Origin of the sequence: Azotobacter bryophylli, from assembly GCF_042643485.1 — a bacterium.
GTDB classification, from domain to species: domain Bacteria; phylum Pseudomonadota; class Gammaproteobacteria; order Pseudomonadales; family Pseudomonadaceae; genus Azotobacter; species Azotobacter bryophylli.
In genome coordinates this window covers 387-19,390 of the sequence record NZ_JBHRSJ010000030.1, presented here as the reverse complement: position 1 = coordinate 19,390, position 19,004 = coordinate 387, and the positions used below count along the sequence as shown (strand labels likewise).

The window sequence follows — 19,004 nt, the reverse complement described above, 5'->3', positions numbered from 1 at the left end:
ACCGCTGGGGAGTAGCCCTGGGCGCCGGTGGCGTCAGTGCAGATCGGCTTCGGCCAGGGTGCGGCAGCGTGGGATGAGCCCGGCATCCCATTGGGCGGTACCCCAGGCGAGCAGTTCCCGAGGGGCGGCTCCTGCCAGCGCGGCCGGCGGCTGCTGGCCGAGGGCGCGCAGGGTGCGCAGGAGCAGTAGCCCGGCCTGTTCGGTGGGCAGCGGAGGCGAGCGGTAGGACTTGCCGAGCTTGTGCCCGTCCGGCTGGATGACCAACGGCACGTGCAGATAGCGCGGCTGCGGCAGTCCCAGCAGTTCCTGCAGGTAGAGCTGGCGGGGCGTCGAGTCGAGCAGGTCGGCCCCGCGCACCACGTCGGTCACGCCCTGCCAGGCATCGTCGAGCACCACCGCCAACTGGTAGGCGTAGAGGCCGTCTCGGCGGCGGATCACGAAATCGCCGACCTCGCGGCCGAGATGCTGGGCGAAGGAGCCTTGGACCCGGTCGACGAAGCCGTACTTCAGCTCGGGCACGCGCAGGCGGATGGCCGCATCTTCGGGCGGGTGCCCGGCGTTCCGGCAGAACCCCGGGTAGATGCCTCCGTATCCCTCCAGGCGCTTGCGCGAACAGGTGCAGGCATAGGCCAGGCCCTGGTTGAGCAGACGCTCGACCACCTCGGCATAGGCGGCATGCCGCTCGCTCTGGTGCAGCACCGGGCCGTCCCACTCGAAGCCGTAGTTCTCCAGGGTCTGCAGGATGGCGGCCTGGGCGCCGGGGACTTCGCGGGGCGGATCGATGTCCTCCATGCGCAGCAGCCACTGCCCGCCGACGCTGCGAGCGTCGAGGTAGGAGGCCAGGGCGGCGATCAGCGAACCGAAGTGCAGGTAACCGCTGGGCGTGGGTGCGAAGCGACCGATATAGGGGGAAGGCGGGGCGGGGATGGCTGGTGACATGCTGTGGCTAGGCTCCGCTCGTCAAGGCGGAAGGGCGTGGCCGCGGACAGGAACGAAACGGGGCGCCATGGCGCCCCGTCGCAGATCAGGAACCGATCTGTTTTTCCTTGATTTCCGCCAGGGTCTTGCAGTCGATGCATAGGGTGGCGGTGGGGCGGGCTTCGAGGCGGCGGATGCCGATCTCGACGCCGCAGGACTCGCACCAGCCGTACTCGTTGTCCTCGATCAGTTGGAGCGTCTCGTCGATCTTCTTGATCAGCTTGCGCTCGCGGTCACGGGCCCGCAGTTCTAGGCTGAACTCTTCTTCCTGGCTGGCTCGGTCGGCAGGGTCCGGGAAGTTGGCGGCCTCATCCTGCATGTGATGGACGGTCCGGTCGACCTCCTCCATCAGCTCCTTCTTCCACTGGTTGAGGATGTTGGTGAAGTGAGCGCGCATGTTGTCGCTCATGTACTCCTCGCCCTCGGTTTCCGGGTAGGGCACGAAGCCACGAGCCAACTGGTTGTTCTGCTGCTTTGCTTTGGTGGGCATGGATGACCGCCTCGCTCTATCTAATCCATATGCGCAGGAAATGCATCCCTGGCCGACGAAGTCGGCATCCTGCGACTGCAAGCGGGCGAACTTACCAGAACCGTTTCAGCTGCGCCACTCCCTTTGCAGCAGTTGCTGCCACGCTGCTCAGGCCCGGTTAGAATCCGGCCTTTCACCCGATATGAAGGAAGGCCAAATGGCCACGTCCTACAGTGCGCGCAGCCGCGCCATCGAACCCTTTCACGTCATGGCTCTGCTGGAGCGGGCGCACCAGTTGCAAGCCGAAGGCCATGACGTGATCCACCTGGAAATCGGCGAACCCGATTTCACCACGGCCGCACCGATCGTCGCGGCCGGGCAGGCGGCGCTGGCTGCCGGACACACCCGCTACACCTCCGCCCGCGGCCTGCCGCAATTGCGCGAGGCCATCGCCGGCTTCTATGAACGGCGTTACCGATTGAATGTGGACCCCGGTCGTATCCTGATTACTCCCGGCGGCTCCGGTGCCCTTCTGCTGGCCAGCAGTCTGCTGGTCGACCCGGGGCGGCACTGGCTGCTGGCCGACCCCGGCTATCCGTGCAACCGCCATTTCCTGCGTCTGGTGGAGGGCGCCGCGCAGCTGGTGCCGGTGGGCCCCGAGGTGCGCTACCAACTGACCGCGGAACTGGTGGAGCGCCATTGGGAGCGGGACAGCGTCGGCGCCCTGGTCGCCTCGCCGGCCAATCCGACCGGCACGGTGCTGCGTCGGGACGAACTGCTGGCGCTGTCCCGGGCGGTGAGGGCGCGCGACGGCCATCTGGTGGTGGACGAGATCTATCACGGCCTGACCTACGGAATGGATGCGACCAGCGCGCTGGAAGTGGACGATGACGCCTTCGTTCTCAACAGCTTTTCCAAGTATTTCGGCATGACCGGCTGGCGGCTCGGCTGGCTGGTGGCGCCGGAGGCGGCTATCCCGGAGCTGGAGAAGCTGGCGCAGAATCTCTACATCAGCGCCCCCAGCATGGCCCAGCATGCCGCGCTGGCCTGCTTCGAGCCGGAGACGCTGGCGATCCTCGAGTCCCGCCGCGAAGAGTTCGCCCGCCGCCGCGACTACCTGCTGCCGGCGCTGCGCGAATTGGGTTTCGGCATCGCCGTGGTGCCCGAGGGGGCTTTCTATCTTTATGCGGATATTTCGGCCTTCGGCGGCGATGCCTTCGACTTCTGTCGGCATTTCCTGGAGACCGAGCACGTGGCCTTCACTCCGGGCGTCGACTTCGGCCGGCACCTGGCCGGTCGTCACGTGCGCTTCGCCTACACCCAGAGCCTGCCGCGCCTGGAGCAGGCCGTCGAGCGCATCGCCCGCGGCCTGAACAGCTGGGCGCCCTGATGCGTTATGCAAAGCCGCTCGAGGAAGGACGCCTGCTGCGTCGCTACAAGCGCTTCCTCGCCGATATCGAAACTCTGCAGGGCGAGCAGTTGTGCATCCACTGCCCGAACACCGGCTCGATGCTCAATTGCATGGAGGAGGGTGGACGGCTCTGGTTCCAGCGCTCGGACGATCCCAAGCGCAAGCTGCCGGGCACCTGGGAAATCAGCCAGACCCCGCAGGGCCGTCTGGCCTGCGTGAACACGGCGCGGGCCAACGCGCTGGTCGAAGAGGCCCTGCTGGCCGGGCTCATACCGGAGCTGGCCGGATTCGGCGGACTCCGCCGCGAGGTGCGCTTCGGTGTGGAGAACAGCCGGGTGGATTTCTGTCTGGACTATCCGCAGGGCAGGGCCTTCGTCGAGGTGAAGAGCGTCACCCTCGGCTTCGAGGGCAGTCCCGTCGCCGCCTTCCCCGACGCCCCGACCCTGCGCGGTGCCAGGCACCTGCGCGAGCTGACGGCGCTGGCGCGACAGGGGATACGTGCGGTGCAGTTGTATTGCGTGAATCTGTCCGGCATCGAGGCGGTGCGTCCGGCGGCGGAGATCGATCCGGCCTATGCGCAGGCGCTGCGCGATGCCCTGGCCGCCGGCGTCGAGGTGCTGGCCTATGGTGCCGAACTGTCGCCCGAGGAGATCCGTTTGACGCGCCGGCTGGAGGTGCTGTCCGACGCACAGGGTAGAGGGTAGGCGGCGGGCGCCAGCGTTGAACGAATCGCTCTACAGCTCCACCCAGATGCCTTTATCGTCTTCCCGGCACGGGAAGTTCTCCAGCTCCTGTCCGGCGCAGGGGCCGGCGATGCATTCGCCGTTCTCGATCAGGAACAGCGCGCCGTGGCTGGCGCACTGGATCAGGCGGCCGCTGTGGTCGAGGAACTGGTCCGCCTGCCATTCCAGCGGTATGCCGCGGTGCGGGCAACGATTCGCGTAGACGAACACCCGGCCGTCCTTGCGCACGGCCAGCAGCCGGGTCTCGCCCAGCCGGAAGCCACGGCTACGCCCCTCGGTTAGCTCTGCGCTGGCACAGAGAAATTGCATGTGGTCTCTCCAAAAAGTCGGGAATTATCCCGTTCCGGAAGGATGGCGTGAAGCCGGTGGGCTGGCGGTCCGCCGAGCGGTTTCTTATTCTTCGCGCAGATTCGGCCCAAGAACCCAGCCATGACTCCATCCGTTCGCCCCCGTATCCTGTTCGCTGCGCTGGGCCTGTCGCTGCTGCTCGCGCTCTGGCTTTCGCTGGCGCTCGGACCGGTCAGCCTGGGGCTGACCGAGACCCTGCGGGCTTTGCTGCGGCTGTTCGGCCTGCCGCTGCCCGGGACGGGACTGGAGCGGGCCGAGTTGATCGTCGGCCAGATCAGACTGCCGCGCACCCTGCTGGGGATGGCCGTGGGCGGCGTGCTGGCGCTGACCGGTGTTGCGATGCAGGGCCTGTTCCGCAATCCGCTGGCCGATCCGGGGCTGGTCGGGGTGTCCAGCGGGGCGGCCCTGGGCGCGGGGCTGGCCATCGTCGGAACGGCGTACCTGGGGGAGCCGCCGGCCTGGCTTTCGCCCTATTTATTGTCGGCCTGCGCCTTCGGCGGCGGGCTCGGGGTGACCGCTCTGGTCTATCGGCTCGGTCGGCGCGACGGCCAGACCCGGGTCGCCACCATGCTTCTCGCCGGAGTCGCCCTGGCTGCCTTGTCCGGCGCGACGATCGGCCTGTTCAGCTATCTGGCCGACGATGCGACCCTGCGCCGGCTGACCTTCTGGAATCTCGGCAGTCTGGCCGGTGCCAGTTATCCGCGGCTCTGGCCGGTGCTGCTGGCGACCGGAGCCGTGGCCTTCTGGCTGCCGCGTCGGGCCGAGGCGCTGAATGCCCTGCTGCTTGGCGAGTCGGAGGCGCGCCACCTGGGCCTGGATGTGGAGCGCCTGAAGCGCGAGCTGGTGTTCTGCACCGCGCTCGGTGTGGGCGCGGCGGTGGCGGCGGCAGGGCTGATCGGCTTCGTCGGCCTGCTGGTGCCGCATCTGATACGCCTGCTCTGCGGTCCGGATCACCGCGTGCTGCTGCCGGCCGCCATGCTCGCCGGCGCCAGCCTGCTGCTGTTCGCCGATCTGCTAGCGCGGCTGTTGCTGGTTCCTGCCGAATTGCCCCTCGGCATCGTCACGGCACTGCTCGGGGCGCCGTTCTTCCTCTATCTATTGCGTCGGGGAAATTACTGATGCTGCGGGCGGAGCGTCTGGCGGTGCGGCGCGGGCATGCCCTGGTGCTGCGCGACGTCGACCTGGACCTGCCGGCCGGCCAGGTGCTCGGTGTGCTAGGCCCCAACGGCGCGGGCAAGAGTTCGCTGCTGGCGGCGCTCAGCGGTGAGTTGCGCCCGGCCCAGGGGCAGGTGCTGCTGGAGGGGTGTCCGCTGGTCGACTGGCCCGGCCCCGAACGCGCGTGCCGGCTGGCGGTGCTGTCGCAGAGTTCGACGCTGGAGTTCGCCTTCCGCGTCGAGGAGGTGGTCGGCCTCGGCCGGTTGCCCCATGCCAGCGGCCGGGCGCAGGACGAGGCGATAGTCGCGGCGGCGCTGGAATCCGTCGATGCCGCGCACCTGCTCGGGCGCAACTACCTGACGCTGTCCGGCGGCGAGCGCCAGCGGGTCCATCTGGCCCGGGTGCTCGCTCAGCTGTGGCCGGGCGGTGCGGAGCAGACGTTGCTGCTCGACGAGCCGACCTCGATGCTCGATCCGCTGCACCAGCACAGCATCCTCCAGGCGGTGCGTGGCTTCGCCGAGCGCGGCGTCGCCGTGCTGGTGATCCTTCACGATCTGAATCTGGCGGCGCGCTACTGCGATCGTCTGCTCCTGCTCGCCGCCGGCCGGCCGCAGGCGCTCGGCAGCCCGCAGGAGGTCCTGCGCGCCGAGGTGCTGAAGGCGGTCTTCGGCCTGGATGTATTGGTACAACGCCATCCCGTGCGGGGGCACCCGCTGGTGGTGGCACGTTGAGGAGATTGACCATGCGTTTCCTGTTGCTCATCGGCATGGCGTTGTTCGCCGCCTGCCATTCGTTGCCGCCGCTCCCGGCCTGGCAGGCCCCGGAAGGGCGCCAGGATGCAGAGTTGGGCGTCATTCGTGATCTGCGCAGCGGCGCCACCCTCACACCGAACCAGTTGGTCGAGCGCCTGGCGCGGTCGCCGCGGGTTCTGGTCGGCGAACAGCACGACAACCCGGATCACCATGCCCTGCAGGTCTGGCTGCTCCAGGCCATGGCGGAACGGCGCAGGCAGGGCAGTCTGTTGCTGGAGATGCTGCAGCCGGATCAGCAGGTCCGGGTGGATGCACTCAAGGCCGAGTTCGCCGCGGGGCGCGAGCCACAGGCGCTGCCGGAGCGGCTCGCTTGGCAGAAGGGCTGGGACTGGGCCCAATACGGTCCGCTGGTGCGCTATGCGCTGACGCAGCCTTATCCGCTGCTGGCCGCCAATCTGGATTCGCAGGAAATCAGGCGCATCTATGCCGAGCGGCCGACGCTCGAAGGGCGGGCCTCGACCGCGGCCAGCGTGCAGGAGGCTCTGCTTGCGCAGATCGGGGCGTCCCACTGCGGCATGCTGCCGAAGTCGCAATGGCCGGCGATGCTCGCCGTCCAGCAGCAGCGCGACCGGCGCATGGCCGAGCGGCTGCTGGCGGCTCCGGCGCCGGCATTGCTGGTCGCCGGTGCCTATCATGTGCGTCGCGATCAGGGCGTTCCGAGACATCTGATGGATCTGGGCGGCGAGCCGGGCAGCCTGGTGCTGCTGCTGGCCGAGATCGGCAGCCGGGTTCGGGCCGACGAGGCCGATCTCGTCTGGTTCACCCCGGGCGTCGAGAAGAAGGACTATTGCGCGGATATGAGGGCAAAAAAAGACCCGGCAGAGCCGGGTCGAAAACCGTGATTAGCCTGATGAGGAGATACCTGAGAAGAGTGTTGCCCAGACTCTTGCCAGTTACCGGCTGATCTCGCGATCAGTGGCCAGATAATAACAATTCTTATTTGTCGGTCAAGGTTTTCGAGATTTATTCTCATCGAGGCGACGAAAGGCGCCTGGAGAAGCGCCCCTCAATCCGCAGGCCTGTGCCGCGTCCACTCAGCGCTCGGGAAGGCGTTGGCGGATGCGCTCCACCAGTTCCTCCAAGCTCGCTTCGAGATGGGTTTCCACGGGCTTGCTGTGTTGCCGTTCGTCTTCGCTCAGCGGCTCGCGCGAAGCCTGCTGCGCCTTGACTACCGCCAGGGTGGCATCGGACGGATCGCGTCCCTCGACCTGACGCTGGGCCAGCCAGTCGGCGATTACTTCGTCCGGCGCGTGGCAGTCGATGATCAGGAAGGGCACGCCGTTCTCCTCGGCCACCTGGCGGGCGGCACCGCGCTGCGCCTGCTTGAGGTAGGTGGCGTCGATCACCACGGCGAAGCCGGCCTTGAGAATCTCTCCGGCCAGCTGGTGCAGATGCCGGTAGGTCGCTTCGCTGACTTGCGGACGGTAGATGCCGGTGTCCAGCTGTCCCTGCTCGGTCGTCTGCTGCGCGCCGAACAGGCGCTTGCGCTCGACGTCCGAGCGCAGGCGAATGAGGCCGAACTCCTCCACCAGACGCATCGATACATAGCTCTTGCCGACCGCCGAAACCCCGTGGGTGATGGCCAGGAAGCGCGAGGGAATGGCGCTGTAGCGCTCGGCCAGGCCGGCGTAGCTGCGGTACTGCCTCAGGATCGCGGCGCGCTGCTCGGGGTTTTCCTCCTGGAACAGGCGGAACAGGCTGACCTTGCCGCGAACCATGGCGCGGTAGGCCTTATAGAAGTTGAGCAGCGGCAGGGCGGCATAGTCGCCGGTCAGCTCCAGCCAGTTGCTGACGAAGCGGCTGGCGAGGGACTTGAGGCCGCGGTCTTCCAAGTCCATGGCAAGGAAGGCGGCATCCGAGACGATGTCGATCAGGCGGAACGGTTCGTTGAATTCGATGCAGTCGAACAACACCACCTCGCCGTCGAGCAGGGTGGCGTTGCCCAGGTGGATGTCGCCGTGGCATTCGCGGATGAAGCCTTCCGCCTTGCGCCGGGCGAGCAGCGGCCTCAGGCGTTCGAAGCTGGTTTCGGCCCAGGCCTCGAGGGCATCGAGCTGCTGCAGGTCGGCGGCTTCGCTGAGCAGCGGGCGGATCTGCTCGAAATTCTGCCGCACCGGGGCCATCACCGCTTCCGGCGTGCCCAGCGGGTGCTCCAGAGGAACCCGTGGCGCCCTCATATGGAAGTGGGCGATCTGTTCGGCGAGGGCATCGATATGCTCGGGCTTGAGCTCACCGCGCGCCTGCATTTCTCCCAGCAGCTGGCTCTGTGGGAACTGGCGCATCTTCACCGCGTACTCGATCGCCGGGCCGTCGCCGCCCAGGCGCGGGGCTTCGATGCTGCCGGTGATCGGCAGCACGTCTAGGTAGAGGCCGTCGGTGAGGCGCTGGTTCAGCTTCACTTCCTCTTCGCAGAAATGCTTGCGCGCTGCCAGTTCGGTGAAGTCGAGGAAGCCGAAGTTGACGGCTTTCTTGACTTTGTAGGCATAGGGGCCGGTGAGCAGCACCCAGGAGATGTGGGTCTCGACGACCTGGAACTCATCCACCGCATGGGGGTAGAGCGCGGGGTTCTGCAGGGCTTTGATCAGTGCTTGGCTCACGGTCAGTCCTTGCTCGGGGTATATGGGAAGGGCTGCATTATGGGGGCTGCGGGGCCCTCTGCAAACAGCTGGGCGGTGCCTGCCTGCCATGGGTAAAGTGCGTATAATGCGCCGCCATGACGACGACCCGCCCCTCGAAATCCCGCTCCAAACGACCTTCCCGCGGCCTGCGCCACTGGCTGGGCTGGGCCGTGAAACTGTGCCTGGCCGGTCTGGTGGTGCTGGCCGGTTTCGCCGTGTACCTGGACGCCGTGGTACAGGAGAAATTCTCCGGCAAGCGCTGGACCGTGCCGGCCAAGGTATACGCCCGGCCGCTGGAGTTGTTCGGCGGCCTCAAGCTGTCCAAGCAGGACTTCCTCACCGAGCTCGACGCCCTCGGCTACCGCCGCGAGGCGGTCAACGGCCCCGGTTCGGCCTCGGTGGCCGGTAACACCATCGAGCTGCATACCCGTGGCTTTCAGTTTTATGAAGGCGAAGAGCCGGCGCGACATATCCGCGTGCGCTTCGCCGGGAACTCCGTCGCCGGCCTGAGCGGGGCCGATGGCAGCTCGCTGGCCGTGGCGCGCTTGGAGCCGTTGATGATCGGCGGCTTGTATCCGGCGCACAACGAGGACCGTATCCTCATCCAGCTGAACGAGGTGCCGCCCTACCTGCTGGAAACGCTGGTGGCGGTGGAGGACCGCGAGTTCTACAACCACCTGGGCGTCTCCCCCAAATCCATCGTCCGCGCCATGTGGATCAACGCCACCTCCGGTCATGTGCGCCAGGGGGGGAGCACCTTGACCCAGCAGTTGGTCAAGAACTTCTTCTTGAGCAACGAGCGCAGCATCACGCGCAAGGCCACCGAGGCCATGATGGCGGTGCTGCTCGAGCTGCACTACGACAAGAACGAGATTCTCGAGGCCTATCTCAACGAGGTGTTCCTCGGTCAGGACGGCCAGCGTGCGGTGCACGGCTTCGGTCTGGCCAGCCAGTACTTCTTCGGGCAGCCGCTGTCCGAGTTGCAGCTGCATCAGGTCGCGCTGTTGGTCGGAATGGTCAAGGGGCCGACCTACTACAACCCGCGGCGCAATCCGGAGCAGGCGCTGACCCGGCGCAACCTGGTCCTCGATCTGCTGGCCGAGCAGGGTGTGGTCAGCCCCGAGCAGGCTGCCCTGAACAAGCAGAAGCCGCTCGGCGTGACTCCTCGCGGCAGCCTGGCGAACACCTCCTATCCGGCCTTTCTCGATCTGGTCAAGCGCCAGCTGCGGGAGGATTACCAGGAGGCCGATCTGACCGAGGAGGGCCTGCGCATCTTCACCAGCCTGGATCCGATCCTGCAGAACAAGGCCGAGCAGTCCTTGCAGGACACCTTCAAGCGCCTGGGCAAGGGGAGCGAGGAGGTCGAGGCGGCGATGGTCGTGAGCAATCCGGAGACAGGCGAGATCCAGGCGCTGCTCGGCAGCCGCCAGCCGCGCTTCGCCGGTTTCAACCGGGCGCTGGACGCGGTGCGGCCGATCGGCTCGCTGATCAAGCCGGCGATCTATCTCACCGCGCTGGAGCAGCCCAGCCAGTACACCCTGACCAGCTGGGTGGCGGATGCGCCCTTGTCGGTGAAGGGCAAGGACGGGCAGGTCTGGAGTCCGCAGAACTACGATCACAAGGTTCATGGCGACATCTACCTGTACCAGGGCCTGGTCAACTCCTATAACCTGTCGACCGCCAGGCTCGGGCTCGACCTAGGCGTGCCGAACGTGCTGAAGACGCTGCAGCGTCTGGGGGTCGAGCACGACTGGCCGGCCTATCCGTCGATGCTGCTGGGTGCCGGCGGGCTGAGCCCGATGGAGGTGTCCGGCATGTACCTGACCATCGCCAACGGCGGCTTCAACACGCCCCTGCGCGCCATCCGCAGCGTGCTGGCGGCGAATGGCGAGCCGCTCAAGCGCTATCCGTTCCAGATCCAGCAGCGTTTCGATCCGGGTGCCATCTATCTATTGCAGAATGCCATGCAGCGAGTGATGCGCGAGGGCACCGCACGTTCGGTCTACAACCAACTGCCCCAGTCGCTGAACTTGGCCGGCAAGACCGGCACCAGCAACGACTCCCGTGACAGCTGGTTCGCCGGCTTCAGCCAGGATCTGCTGGCGGTGGTCTGGATGGGCCGCGACGACAACGGCAAGACCCCGCTGACCGGCGCGACCGGCGCCCTGCGGGTGTGGACCGACTTCATGCGCCGGGCCGAGCCCATGCCCCTGGAGATGCCGTTGCCGGACAACGTCACTCAGGTCTGGGTGGATGCCTATACCGGCCAGGGAACCGATGCGGGTTGTCCGAATGCCGTACAGATGCCCTATATCCAGGGCAGCGAACCGCCGCCCGGACCCGGTTGTGGCATTCAGGCACCGGTCGAGAACGTGATGGACTGGGTGCGTGGCTGGTTGAATTGAGCAGAGAGGGCGTCAGGTGAAGAAGTGGCTGATCGGCGCAGCGGTGGCATCGACGCTGCTTGGTGGTTGTGCATCGGTGGATCGTGGTGCCATCCCGGTGGTCGAGGAGAGCGGTACGGTCTTTGACGAGCAGGAAGGACGAGGTCCTGTGGCCGTGACGGCGCGCCAGCCGGTCAGGCAAGCCCGGCCAGTCTCCGCCGAGGATTCCGGTGTAGTGGTCATGGTGCCGAGCGGAGCGAGCCGTTCGGCACCCATCCAGGCTTCCCGTTCGTCCAGTATGCCGATCGGTTCGGCTCCCGTTGCGCCCGTAGCATCGCAACCGATCTCCGCTCCGGTCACGGCGCAACCGTCGTACGTTGCACCCTCGCAGCCCACTGCCGTGGCGCCGCCGTCGGCTGCCTCCGGCGGCTATGTCTCCAGAATGCCCACCGGGATTCCCAGCGGCGGTTCCGTTTCGGGGGGCGCTCTGGCTGCCGACGAGCAGCTCGACGGACCGGTCCTCGCCTTGCTCACCACCGCCAAGCAACAGCAGAGCGGGGGAGACCTGAACAGTGCGGCCTCCAGCCTTGAGCGGGCTCAGCGCATCGCACCGCGTGAGCCGCAGGTTCTCTATCGGCTGGCGGAGGTGCGTCTGGCTCAGGGGGATGATGTCCAGGCCGAGCAGTTGGCGCGTCGTGCGCTGACCTACTCCAGCGGCCGTCCCGCCCTGCAGGCCAGCCTGTGGAGTCTGATCGCCCAGGCTCGTGAGCGTCAGGGCGACCCGGCGGGGGCGGCCCAGGCCCGTGAGCGGGCGCGGGTGGTGCGCTGATGGACGAGCGAATCCCGGTCCTGGCCGAGCAGCTGCTGTTGATCGAGCGTGAGCTGCGTCTGCTCGGATTCTGGGCAGCTACGCCGCCTAGTGCCGAAGCCTTGGCCAGCGAGCAGCCTTTCTGCGTGGATACGCTGGACTTCGCGGAGTGGCTGCAGTGGATTTTCTTGCCGCGGATGAAGGGGATCATCGAAAGCGACCAGGCACTTCCCTCGGTCTCGGGAATTCTGTCCATGGCCGAAGTGGTCTACCGGGAGCGTCTCGCCGAGGTCGGGCGTCTTCTGGCGCTTCTCGGCGAGTTCGACCGTCTCGTTTCGGGCGCTCGTTGAGCGCGCCTGTCCAGTTTACTCGCAGCTTTCCTTGATGGCTTTTTGCGCTTCGGCGATTCGTGCCTGACGTTCCTCTTCGGTCAGTCTGCGCATTTCTCCTTCGATCTCGGCCCGCAGACGCGGGTTATTCTCCAGATAGGCCAGGCGGGTGCGTACCGTCTCGCAGTATTTCTTCCGCTCCGCCTCCTTGACCGCGATTTCCCGTTTCACTTTTTTATCGATTGCTTCCTGCTCCGGGTTCTTTTCTTCCAGTGTCGGCAGTTTGGCTGGCGGCGGCATGCGGGAGACCGGGCTGCTGGTGCTGAACGATGCGGCCGGTCTGCCGTTCGGAGGCTGCTCGCTGAAATGGGTGACTCCTTTTTCGTCCACCCAGGTGTAGACCTGACTGGCCATGGCTGTCGCGCTCATCGCGAGCAGCAGGCCGCCGATGAGAGTGATGCGTCGCATGCTGTTTCCTTGAATCGCTTAAGGAGATGGGGCGTCACTATACCGAAATGCCGGTGGTCGCCATCCTGTACCCCGTCACAGCGGTGCATGGAAGAAAGCTGACGCATTACTTGACTTGCAGGGGGGGATTCCGAACAATTCTGCGTTCGCTGTAGTGAGGACGGTCGCAAGCTGGCTTCAGCTCGGCAGACATGAGGCGTCACCCACGCCGACCCGATACACCCGTAACGCGTTACCTCGCGCTGGGTGGGAAGCCCCGCAACACACTCCGGGGGTGTCCCGATACTCGCTCAGTCAGTGCTGACGTTGTCGGCGACTACAGTCGCTCATGCCCTGCTTGGCAGTAAACCTAATCAGGCCGCTCTGTCGCGGGCGGTTATCTGGCGTTCTAGAGGTGAATCAACGTGGAGCTTTTATCCGGCGCTGAAATGGTCGTCCGCTTCCTGCGCGACGAGGGCGTTAAATACATTTACGGATATCCGGGCGGTGCACTTCTGCACATCTATGATGCCCTGTTCAAGGAAAAGGAAGTCACTCACATCCTGGTCCGTCACGAGCAGGCAGCTACCCACATGGCGGATGGCTATGCCCGCGCCACCGGCAAGGCCGGCGTGGTCATGGTGACCTCCGGCCCCGGTGCGACCAATGCCATCACCGGCATCGCCACCGCCTACATGGACTCCATTCCCATGGTGGTGATCTCCGGTCAGGTGCCGAGCAACATGGTGGGAACCGATGCCTTCCAGGAAACCGACATGATCGGTATCTCCCGGCCGATCGTGAAGCACAGTTTCATCGTCAAGCATCCCTCGGAGATTCCCGAGATCCTGAAGAAGGCCTTCTATATCGCCGAATCGGGTCGTCCCGGTCCGGTGGTCGTGGACATTCCGAAGAATATGGGCGACCCGACCCAGAAGTTCGAGTACGTCTATCCGAAGAAGGTCAAGCTGCGCTCCTACAGCCCGGCCGTACGCGGCCACTCCGGACAGATCCGCAAGGCAGCCGAAATGCTGCTGGCGGCCAAGCGCCCGGTCCTGTATTCCGGTGGCGGCGTGATCCTGGGTGGTGCCTCCGCACCGCTGACCGAGCTGGCGAAAATGCTCAATCTGCCAGTGACCAACACCCTGATGGGCCTCGGCGGCTATCCGGGCAACGATCGCCAGTTCCTCGGCATGCTCGGCATGCATGGCAGCTACACCGCCAACCTGGCCATGCACCATGCCGACGTGATTCTCGCCGTCGGGGCGCGCTTCGATGACCGGGTGATCAACGGGCCGGCCAAGTTCTGTCCGAACGCCAAGATCATCCATATCGACATCGACCCGGCCTCGATCTCCAAGACCATCAAGGCGGATGTGCCCATCGTCGGCCCGGTGGACAGCGTTCTCGCCGAGATGGTGGCCATCGTCAAAGAAATCGGCACCACTGCGAACAAGGACGTGATTGCCAGCTGGTGGAAGCAGATCGAAGAGTGGCGCGGCGACCGCGGTCTGTTCCCCTACGACAAGGGCGACGGCAGCATCATCAAGCCGCAGACCGTGATCGAGACGCTCTACGAAGTGACCAAGGGCGAGGCCTATGTCGCTTCGGACGTGGGGCAGCACCAGATGTTCGCCTCCCAGTACTACAAGTTCAGCAAGCCCAATCGCTGGATCAACTCCGGTGGCCTCGGCACCATGGGGTTCGGCTTCCCGGCGGCCATGGGCGTCAAGCTGAGCTTCCCGGATGCGGACGTGGTTTGCGTGACCGGCGAAGGCAGCATCCAGATGAACATCCAGGAGATGTCGACCTGCCTGCAGTACGACCTGCCGGTGAAGATCGTCAACCTGAACAACGGCGCGCTGGGCATGGTCCGCCAGTGGCAGGACATGCAGTACAACAGCCGCTATTCGCACTCCTACATGGAGTCCCTGCCGGACTTCGTCAAGCTGGCCGAGGCCTATGGGCACGTTGGCATTCGCATCACCGAGCTGAAGGATCTCAAGCCGAAGATGGAAGAGGCCTTCGCCATGAAGGACCGTCTGGTGTTCCTCGATATCGCGGTCGATACCAGCGAGCACGTCTATCCGATGCAGATCAAAGACGGCGCGATGCGCGACATGTGGCTGAGCAAGACGGAGCGGACCTGATCATGCGACACATCATTTCCCTGTTGATGGAAAACGAGCCGGGCGCCTTGTCCCGTGTGGTCGGCCTGTTTTCGCAGCGCAACTACAATATCGAAAGCCTCACCGTGGCACCGACCGAGGATCCCACCCTGTCGCGCCTGACCCTGACCACCATCGGTCAGGAAGAGGTGATCGAGCAGATCACCAAGAACCTCAACAAGCTGATCGAGGTGGTCAAGCTGGTGGACCTGTCGGAGAGCACGCACATCGAGCGCGAGCTGATGCTGGTCAAGGTCAAGGCAACCGGCGCCCAGCGCGCCGAAGTCAAGCGCACCACCGACATCTTCCGTGGGCAGATCGTCGACGTCACCACCAGCGTCTACACCATCCAGCTGACCGGAACCAGCGACAAGCTGGACAGTTTCCTGAGTGCCATCGGCACTTCCTCGATCCTGGAAACCGTGCGCAGCGGCGTCACCGGCATCGCCCGTGGCGACAAGGTACTCAGCATTTAACTTTTTAAATGGCCCTACAGGGTCAGATAACAGGGGTAACCTCATGAAAGTGTATTACGACAAAGATTGCGATCTCTCCATCATCCAGGGCAAGAAGGTCGCCATCATCGGTTACGGTTCTCAAGGGCACGCTCACGCCTGCAACCTGAAGGATTCCGGCGTTGACGTCACTGTTGGCCTGCGCTCCGGCTCCTCCTCCGTGGCCAAGGCCGAGGCCCATGGCCTGACCGTCAAGCCGGTGAAGGAAGCGGTCGCTGCTGCCGACCTGGTGATGATCCTGACTCCTGACGAGTTCCAGGGCCGCCTGTACAAGGAAGAGATCGAGCCGAACCTGAAGAAGGGGGCAACCCTGGCCTTCGCTCACGGTTTCTCCATCCACTACAACCAAGTGGTGCCGCGTGCCGACCTCGACGTGATCATGATCGCGCCGAAGGCTCCGGGTCATACCGTGCGTTCCGAGTTCGTCCGTGGCGGCGGCATTCCCGACCTAATCGCCGTCTATCAGGATGCTTCCGGCAATGCCAAGAACGTCGCTCTGTCCTACGCTTGCGGTGTGGGCGGTGGTCGTACCGGCATCATCGAAACCACCTTCAAGGACGAGACCGAGACCGACCTGTTCGGTGAACAGGCAGTCCTGTGCGGCGGTTGCGTCGAACTGGTCAAGGCCGGTTTCGAGACCCTGGTCGAAGCCGGTTATGCGCCGGAAATGGCCTACTTCGAGTGCCTCCACGAGCTGAAGCTGATCGTCGACCTGATGTTCGAGGGCGGCATCGCCAACATGAACTACTCGATCTCCAACAACGCCGAGTACGGTGAATACGTCACCGGTCCGGAAGTGATCAACGAGCAGTCCCGTCAGGCGATGCGCAACGCCCTGAAGCGTATCCAGGATGGCGAGTACGCGAAGATGTTCATCACCGAAGGCGCTGCCAACTATCCGTCGATGACCGCTTATCGCCGCAACAATGCCGCTCATGGTATCGAGGTGGTCGGTGAGAAACTGCGTGCGATGATGCCGTGGATCGCTGCCAACAAGATCGTCGACAAGACCAAGAACTAAGTAAGGGTCTAGGCGAGAAGGAGAAGACGCGGCCCAGGCCGCGTCTTTTCGTTTCAGGTCGGTCTTCTGGTATAAGACCGGCACAACGAGGTCCATAGGTATCTGGCCGTGGGTCTCTTCGAATTCTTCCCGAACCTGCAAGGTGTTGTTCATGAGCGAGTACCCCGAAGGGCCTGGCAACAAGGGCTCTGCAGATGAAAGCCTGCTGCCCATCGATGAGCATATCGAAGAGGGGCATGATGCCGAGGGACGAAGGGTTCGTCATCGTGGCATCTATCTGCTGCCCAATCTGTTCACCACGGGCAATCTGTTCGCCGGCTTCTACTCCATCGTCAATGCGATCAACGGGAATCTATACGTAGCAGCGGCCACGGTTTTCGTCGCCATGGTGCTGGACAGTCTCGATGGCCGCGTCGCGCGCCTGACCAATACCCAGAGTGCTTTTGGTGCCGAATACGATTCGCTGTCCGATATGGTGGCATTCGGTCTGGCGCCGGCCATTCTCGCCTTCGAATGGGCGCTCGGGAGCATGGGAAAAGTCGGCTGGATGGTCGCCTTCATCTATGTGGCCGGCGCTGCTTTGCGTCTGGCTCGTTTCAACACGCAGATCGGCAAGACGGACAAGCGCTTCTTCATCGGGCTCGCCAGTCCGGCTGCGGCAGGTGTGGTGGCTGGAACCGTCTGGGCTTTCAGCGATTTCGGCGTTCAGGGGTCGAATATTGCTTTCCTGATCGCACTACTGGTGGCCGCTGCGGGCATGCTGATGGTCAGCAATATCAAGTACTACAGTTTCAAGGATCTGGATCTAAAGGGGCGTGTGCCGTTCGTGGCCATCCTGGCGGTGGTATTGATCTTTGCCGTTGTCTTCAGTGATCCACCGAGAGTCCTGCTGCTGATCTTCTTGGCCTACGCTGCCTCCGGACCGGTGCAATACTTGTTGCAAATGCGGCGCCGCAAGCGTTCGGCATAAGCCCTACCCTCCGTGCTCCGCAGTGCAGGGATTTTTCTTCTCTGGGTTGCGGAGCCGGCATGCTGATCAAGCTTCCTTCCTCCTCCTCTTCATGCGAATCCGAGGTCACGCCGGAGTCGGTGTATCTGTCTCGGCGAGCCCTTATCGGTAGAGCTACAGGGCTGGCGTTGATGGTGGGATTGCCTGGGGCGGGCGATGCCCGGGCTCGCTATGCCGGTGTCGGGCAGGTTGCATCGCCTCCCTGGTTTGCTGACAAACTGACCTCCGCGCAGTGGGCCAGATCTAGCGGCAATGAGGTACTAACCCCCTTCGAGGATGCCAGCAGCTACAACAACTTTTTCGAGTTCGGTCCGGAAAAGGGAGATCCCGCCCGCCAGGCGGTGGACTTCGAAGTCGAACCCTGGAGCGTAGCGATAGATGGTGAGGTGGCCCGGCCCGGCCGCTACTCCTTGGATACGCTCTGTCAGCCCCATCGTCTCGAAGAGCGGATTTACCGCCTGCGCTGCGTCGAGGCCTGGTCGATGGTCATCCCTTGGCTGGGGTTTCCCTTGTCCGAACTGCTCCGTCGGGTGGAGCCGACCGGGCAGGCGCAGTACGTGCGTTTCGAAGCTCTGTACGACCCTAGGAGGATGGTCGGGCAGCGTTCGGGGTTTTCCCTGATCGACTGGCCCTATGTCGAGGGCTTGCGCCTGGATGAGGCAATGCATCCCTTGACTATTCTGGCGGTCGGTATGTATGGGCGGATCTTGCCTGGACAAAACGGAGCGCCCTTACGTTTGGTTGTGCCATGGAAATATGGGTTCAAGAGCATCAAGTCGATCGTGCGGATCACTCTGACCCGCGAGCAGCCCAAGACCAGTTGGCAAATCATTGCGCCAGAAGACTATGGCTTTTATGCCAATGTGAATCCGGCTGTCGATCACCCCCGCTGGCGTCAGGCCCGCGAGCGGCGTCTACCCAGTGGTCTGTTTCGACCCAATCTCATTCCCACCCGGCTATTCAACGGTTATGACGAAGTGGCGAGTCTCTATGAGGGGCTCGATCTGCGGAAGAATTATTGATGAAGTACCGCGTATGGCGTGGTTTGGTGTTCGTGGCTGCGCTGATCCCGTCTTTGCTCTGGATCTACCAGGCCATAGGATTCGACTTGGGGCCTGATCCTGCCAAGACGCTGCTTGCTCGTCTCGGCTTGGGTGGTCTGATGCTTCTGTTGATCACTCTCTCAATGACGCCGTTGTGGCGGCTCACTCGGTGGATGGGATGGATGGCGGTACGTCGCCAGCTCGGTCTTTGGGCTTTCGCTTATGCCTTGCTCCATATGTTGGTTTATGCCGTCTTTCTGTTGGGGCTGGATGGCGGACAGTTGTTGAAGGATCTGCAAAGGCGCCCGTATATCCTTATTGGCGCTTTGGCATTGCTTGTTCTCCTGATCCTTGCCGTCACTTCGAATCGGTTCTGCATGCGCAAGCTTGGCAAGAGATGGAAGCGACTGCATCGATCGGTTTACGCCGCCCTTATATTGATCGTGTTGCATATGTTTTGGGTGGTGCGTGCGGATCTTTTCGAATGGCTGGTCTATGCCTGCTTGGGGCTACTGTTACTGCTATTGCGTGCGCCTTTCTTCTCCTCCCTTACTTCTCGTGCTCCTCAAGGGCCGGGAGAACCTTTTTCCAATTAAGTGTTGACGCCAGATTTGAGGTCCCTATAATGCGCACCACTTCCGGCGCGGTCCTCACGGAAAACCTCTTTCGAATCAAGGGGTTGGCTAAGAGGGTGGGGTCGGAAGGGTTGCTGGCAGACGGTGTCGAGGCTTCTGAAGCCTCCCGAA

Annotated in this window: 19 protein-coding genes; 14 read left to right on the top strand and 5 right to left on the bottom strand. The window is 64.0% G+C overall.

Translation table 11 applies throughout. The features are described from left to right. Positions 1-33: 33 nt before the first annotated feature. Positions 34-939 carry a tRNA glutamyl-Q(34) synthetase GluQRS gene (gene gluQRS / locus ACFOJE_RS14330; protein ID WP_377815091.1) on the bottom strand — a complete coding sequence of 302 codons (906 nt, stop codon included), beginning with the start codon at positions 937-939 and terminating at the stop codon, positions 34-36. Positions 940-1,024: 85 nt separating this feature from the next. Beyond that, positions 1,025-1,468 (bottom strand): RNA polymerase-binding protein DksA, encoded by a 444-nt coding sequence (dksA, locus tag ACFOJE_RS14325; RefSeq protein ID WP_377815089.1) that lies wholly within the window; start codon positions 1,466-1,468, stop codon positions 1,025-1,027. A 196-nt stretch (positions 1,469-1,664) separates the two neighbouring features. Here dksA and ACFOJE_RS14320 point away from each other — a divergent pair, with 196 nt between their 5' ends. Both ACFOJE_RS14320 and sfsA read left to right on the top strand, forming a co-directional pair. Further along, positions 1,665-2,837: a pyridoxal phosphate-dependent aminotransferase gene (locus ACFOJE_RS14320; protein WP_377815087.1), complete on the top strand. Its 1,173-nt coding sequence runs from the start codon at positions 1,665-1,667 to the stop codon at positions 2,835-2,837. Further along, positions 2,837-3,562 (top strand): DNA/RNA nuclease SfsA, encoded by a 726-nt coding sequence (gene sfsA, locus ACFOJE_RS14315; RefSeq protein WP_377815085.1) that lies wholly within the window; start codon positions 2,837-2,839, stop codon positions 3,560-3,562. The genes ACFOJE_RS14320 and sfsA overlap by 1 nt, the downstream gene beginning before the upstream one ends. A gap of 30 nt (positions 3,563-3,592) precedes the next feature. On the opposite strand, the gene ACFOJE_RS14310 is transcribed toward sfsA, so the two are convergent. Next, positions 3,593-3,910 (bottom strand): Rieske (2Fe-2S) protein, encoded by a 318-nt coding sequence (locus tag ACFOJE_RS14310; protein WP_377815083.1) that lies wholly within the window; start codon positions 3,908-3,910, stop codon positions 3,593-3,595. Between the two features lie 120 nt (positions 3,911-4,030). On the opposite strand from ACFOJE_RS14310, the gene ACFOJE_RS14305 reads away from it, so the two are divergent. From ACFOJE_RS14305 to ACFOJE_RS14295, 3 genes are read left to right on the top strand one after another with little or no spacing between them, the layout of a single operon-like run. Then, positions 4,031-5,068, top strand: coding sequence for a FecCD family ABC transporter permease (locus ACFOJE_RS14305; RefSeq protein WP_377815081.1), 1,038 nt, complete (start codon positions 4,031-4,033; stop codon positions 5,066-5,068). Then, a complete protein-coding gene (locus tag ACFOJE_RS14300; protein WP_377815079.1) occupies positions 5,068-5,835 on the top strand; it encodes a heme ABC transporter ATP-binding protein in 768 nt (255 codons plus the stop codon). Before ACFOJE_RS14305 ends, ACFOJE_RS14300 begins: the two co-directional genes overlap by 1 nt. Positions 5,836-5,846: 11 nt before the next feature. After that, positions 5,847-6,758 (top strand): ChaN family lipoprotein, encoded by a 912-nt coding sequence (locus ACFOJE_RS14295; protein ID WP_377815077.1) that lies wholly within the window; start codon positions 5,847-5,849, stop codon positions 6,756-6,758. A gap of 192 nt (positions 6,759-6,950) precedes the next feature. Here ACFOJE_RS14295 and ACFOJE_RS14290 read toward each other — a convergent pair whose 3' ends face one another. Then, positions 6,951-8,513 carry a bifunctional aminoglycoside phosphotransferase/ATP-binding protein gene (locus ACFOJE_RS14290; protein ID WP_377815076.1) on the bottom strand — a complete coding sequence of 521 codons (1,563 nt, stop codon included), beginning with the start codon at positions 8,511-8,513 and terminating at the stop codon, positions 6,951-6,953. 116 nt (positions 8,514-8,629) lie between these two features. On the opposite strand from ACFOJE_RS14290, the gene mrcB reads away from it, so the two are divergent. The 3 genes from mrcB to ACFOJE_RS14275 are packed head-to-tail and all read left to right on the top strand — an operon-like array spanning position 8,630 to position 12,076. After that, positions 8,630-10,939, top strand: coding sequence for a penicillin-binding protein 1B (gene mrcB / locus ACFOJE_RS14285; RefSeq protein ID WP_377815075.1), 2,310 nt, complete (start codon positions 8,630-8,632; stop codon positions 10,937-10,939). A gap of 16 nt (positions 10,940-10,955) precedes the next feature. Next, complete coding sequence (locus tag ACFOJE_RS14280) at positions 10,956-11,747, top strand: tetratricopeptide repeat protein (RefSeq protein ID WP_377815074.1); 792 nt, start codon at positions 10,956-10,958, stop codon at positions 11,745-11,747. Then, complete coding sequence (locus tag ACFOJE_RS14275) at positions 11,747-12,076, top strand: YqcC family protein (protein ID WP_377815073.1); 330 nt, start codon at positions 11,747-11,749, stop codon at positions 12,074-12,076. Before ACFOJE_RS14280 ends, ACFOJE_RS14275 begins: the two co-directional genes overlap by 1 nt. Positions 12,077-12,091: 15 nt before the next feature. Here ACFOJE_RS14275 and ACFOJE_RS14270 read toward each other — a convergent pair whose 3' ends face one another. After that, positions 12,092-12,523 (bottom strand): DUF4124 domain-containing protein, encoded by a 432-nt coding sequence (locus ACFOJE_RS14270; RefSeq protein WP_377815072.1) that lies wholly within the window; start codon positions 12,521-12,523, stop codon positions 12,092-12,094. A gap of 404 nt (positions 12,524-12,927) precedes the next feature. Between ACFOJE_RS14270 and ACFOJE_RS14265 the strand changes: the two genes are divergently transcribed. The 6 genes from ACFOJE_RS14265 to msrQ all read left to right on the top strand — a co-directional run bounded on the left by ACFOJE_RS14265 (position 12,928) and on the right by msrQ (position 18,854). Then, positions 12,928-14,652 carry an acetolactate synthase 3 large subunit gene (locus tag ACFOJE_RS14265; RefSeq protein ID WP_377815071.1) on the top strand — a complete coding sequence of 575 codons (1,725 nt, stop codon included), beginning with the start codon at positions 12,928-12,930 and terminating at the stop codon, positions 14,650-14,652. A gap of 2 nt (positions 14,653-14,654) precedes the next feature. Next, the gene (ilvN, locus tag ACFOJE_RS14260) at positions 14,655-15,146 is read left to right on the top strand and encodes an acetolactate synthase small subunit (RefSeq protein ID WP_377815070.1); all 492 of its coding nucleotides are present in this window, start codon (positions 14,655-14,657) and stop codon (positions 15,144-15,146) included. Between the two features lie 43 nt (positions 15,147-15,189). Further along, positions 15,190-16,206: a ketol-acid reductoisomerase gene (gene ilvC / locus ACFOJE_RS14255; RefSeq protein WP_377815068.1), complete on the top strand. Its 1,017-nt coding sequence runs from the start codon at positions 15,190-15,192 to the stop codon at positions 16,204-16,206. A 151-nt stretch (positions 16,207-16,357) separates the two neighbouring features. Next, complete coding sequence (gene pssA / locus ACFOJE_RS14250) at positions 16,358-17,176, top strand: CDP-diacylglycerol--serine O-phosphatidyltransferase (RefSeq protein WP_377815067.1); 819 nt, start codon at positions 16,358-16,360, stop codon at positions 17,174-17,176. A gap of 59 nt (positions 17,177-17,235) precedes the next feature. Next, positions 17,236-18,237 carry a protein-methionine-sulfoxide reductase catalytic subunit MsrP gene (gene msrP / locus ACFOJE_RS14245; RefSeq protein ID WP_377815065.1) on the top strand — a complete coding sequence of 334 codons (1,002 nt, stop codon included), beginning with the start codon at positions 17,236-17,238 and terminating at the stop codon, positions 18,235-18,237. Beyond that, positions 18,237-18,854 (top strand): protein-methionine-sulfoxide reductase heme-binding subunit MsrQ, encoded by a 618-nt coding sequence (gene msrQ / locus ACFOJE_RS14240; protein WP_377815064.1) that lies wholly within the window; start codon positions 18,237-18,239, stop codon positions 18,852-18,854. The genes msrP and msrQ overlap by 1 nt, the downstream gene beginning before the upstream one ends. Positions 18,855-19,004: the final 150 nt, after the last annotated feature.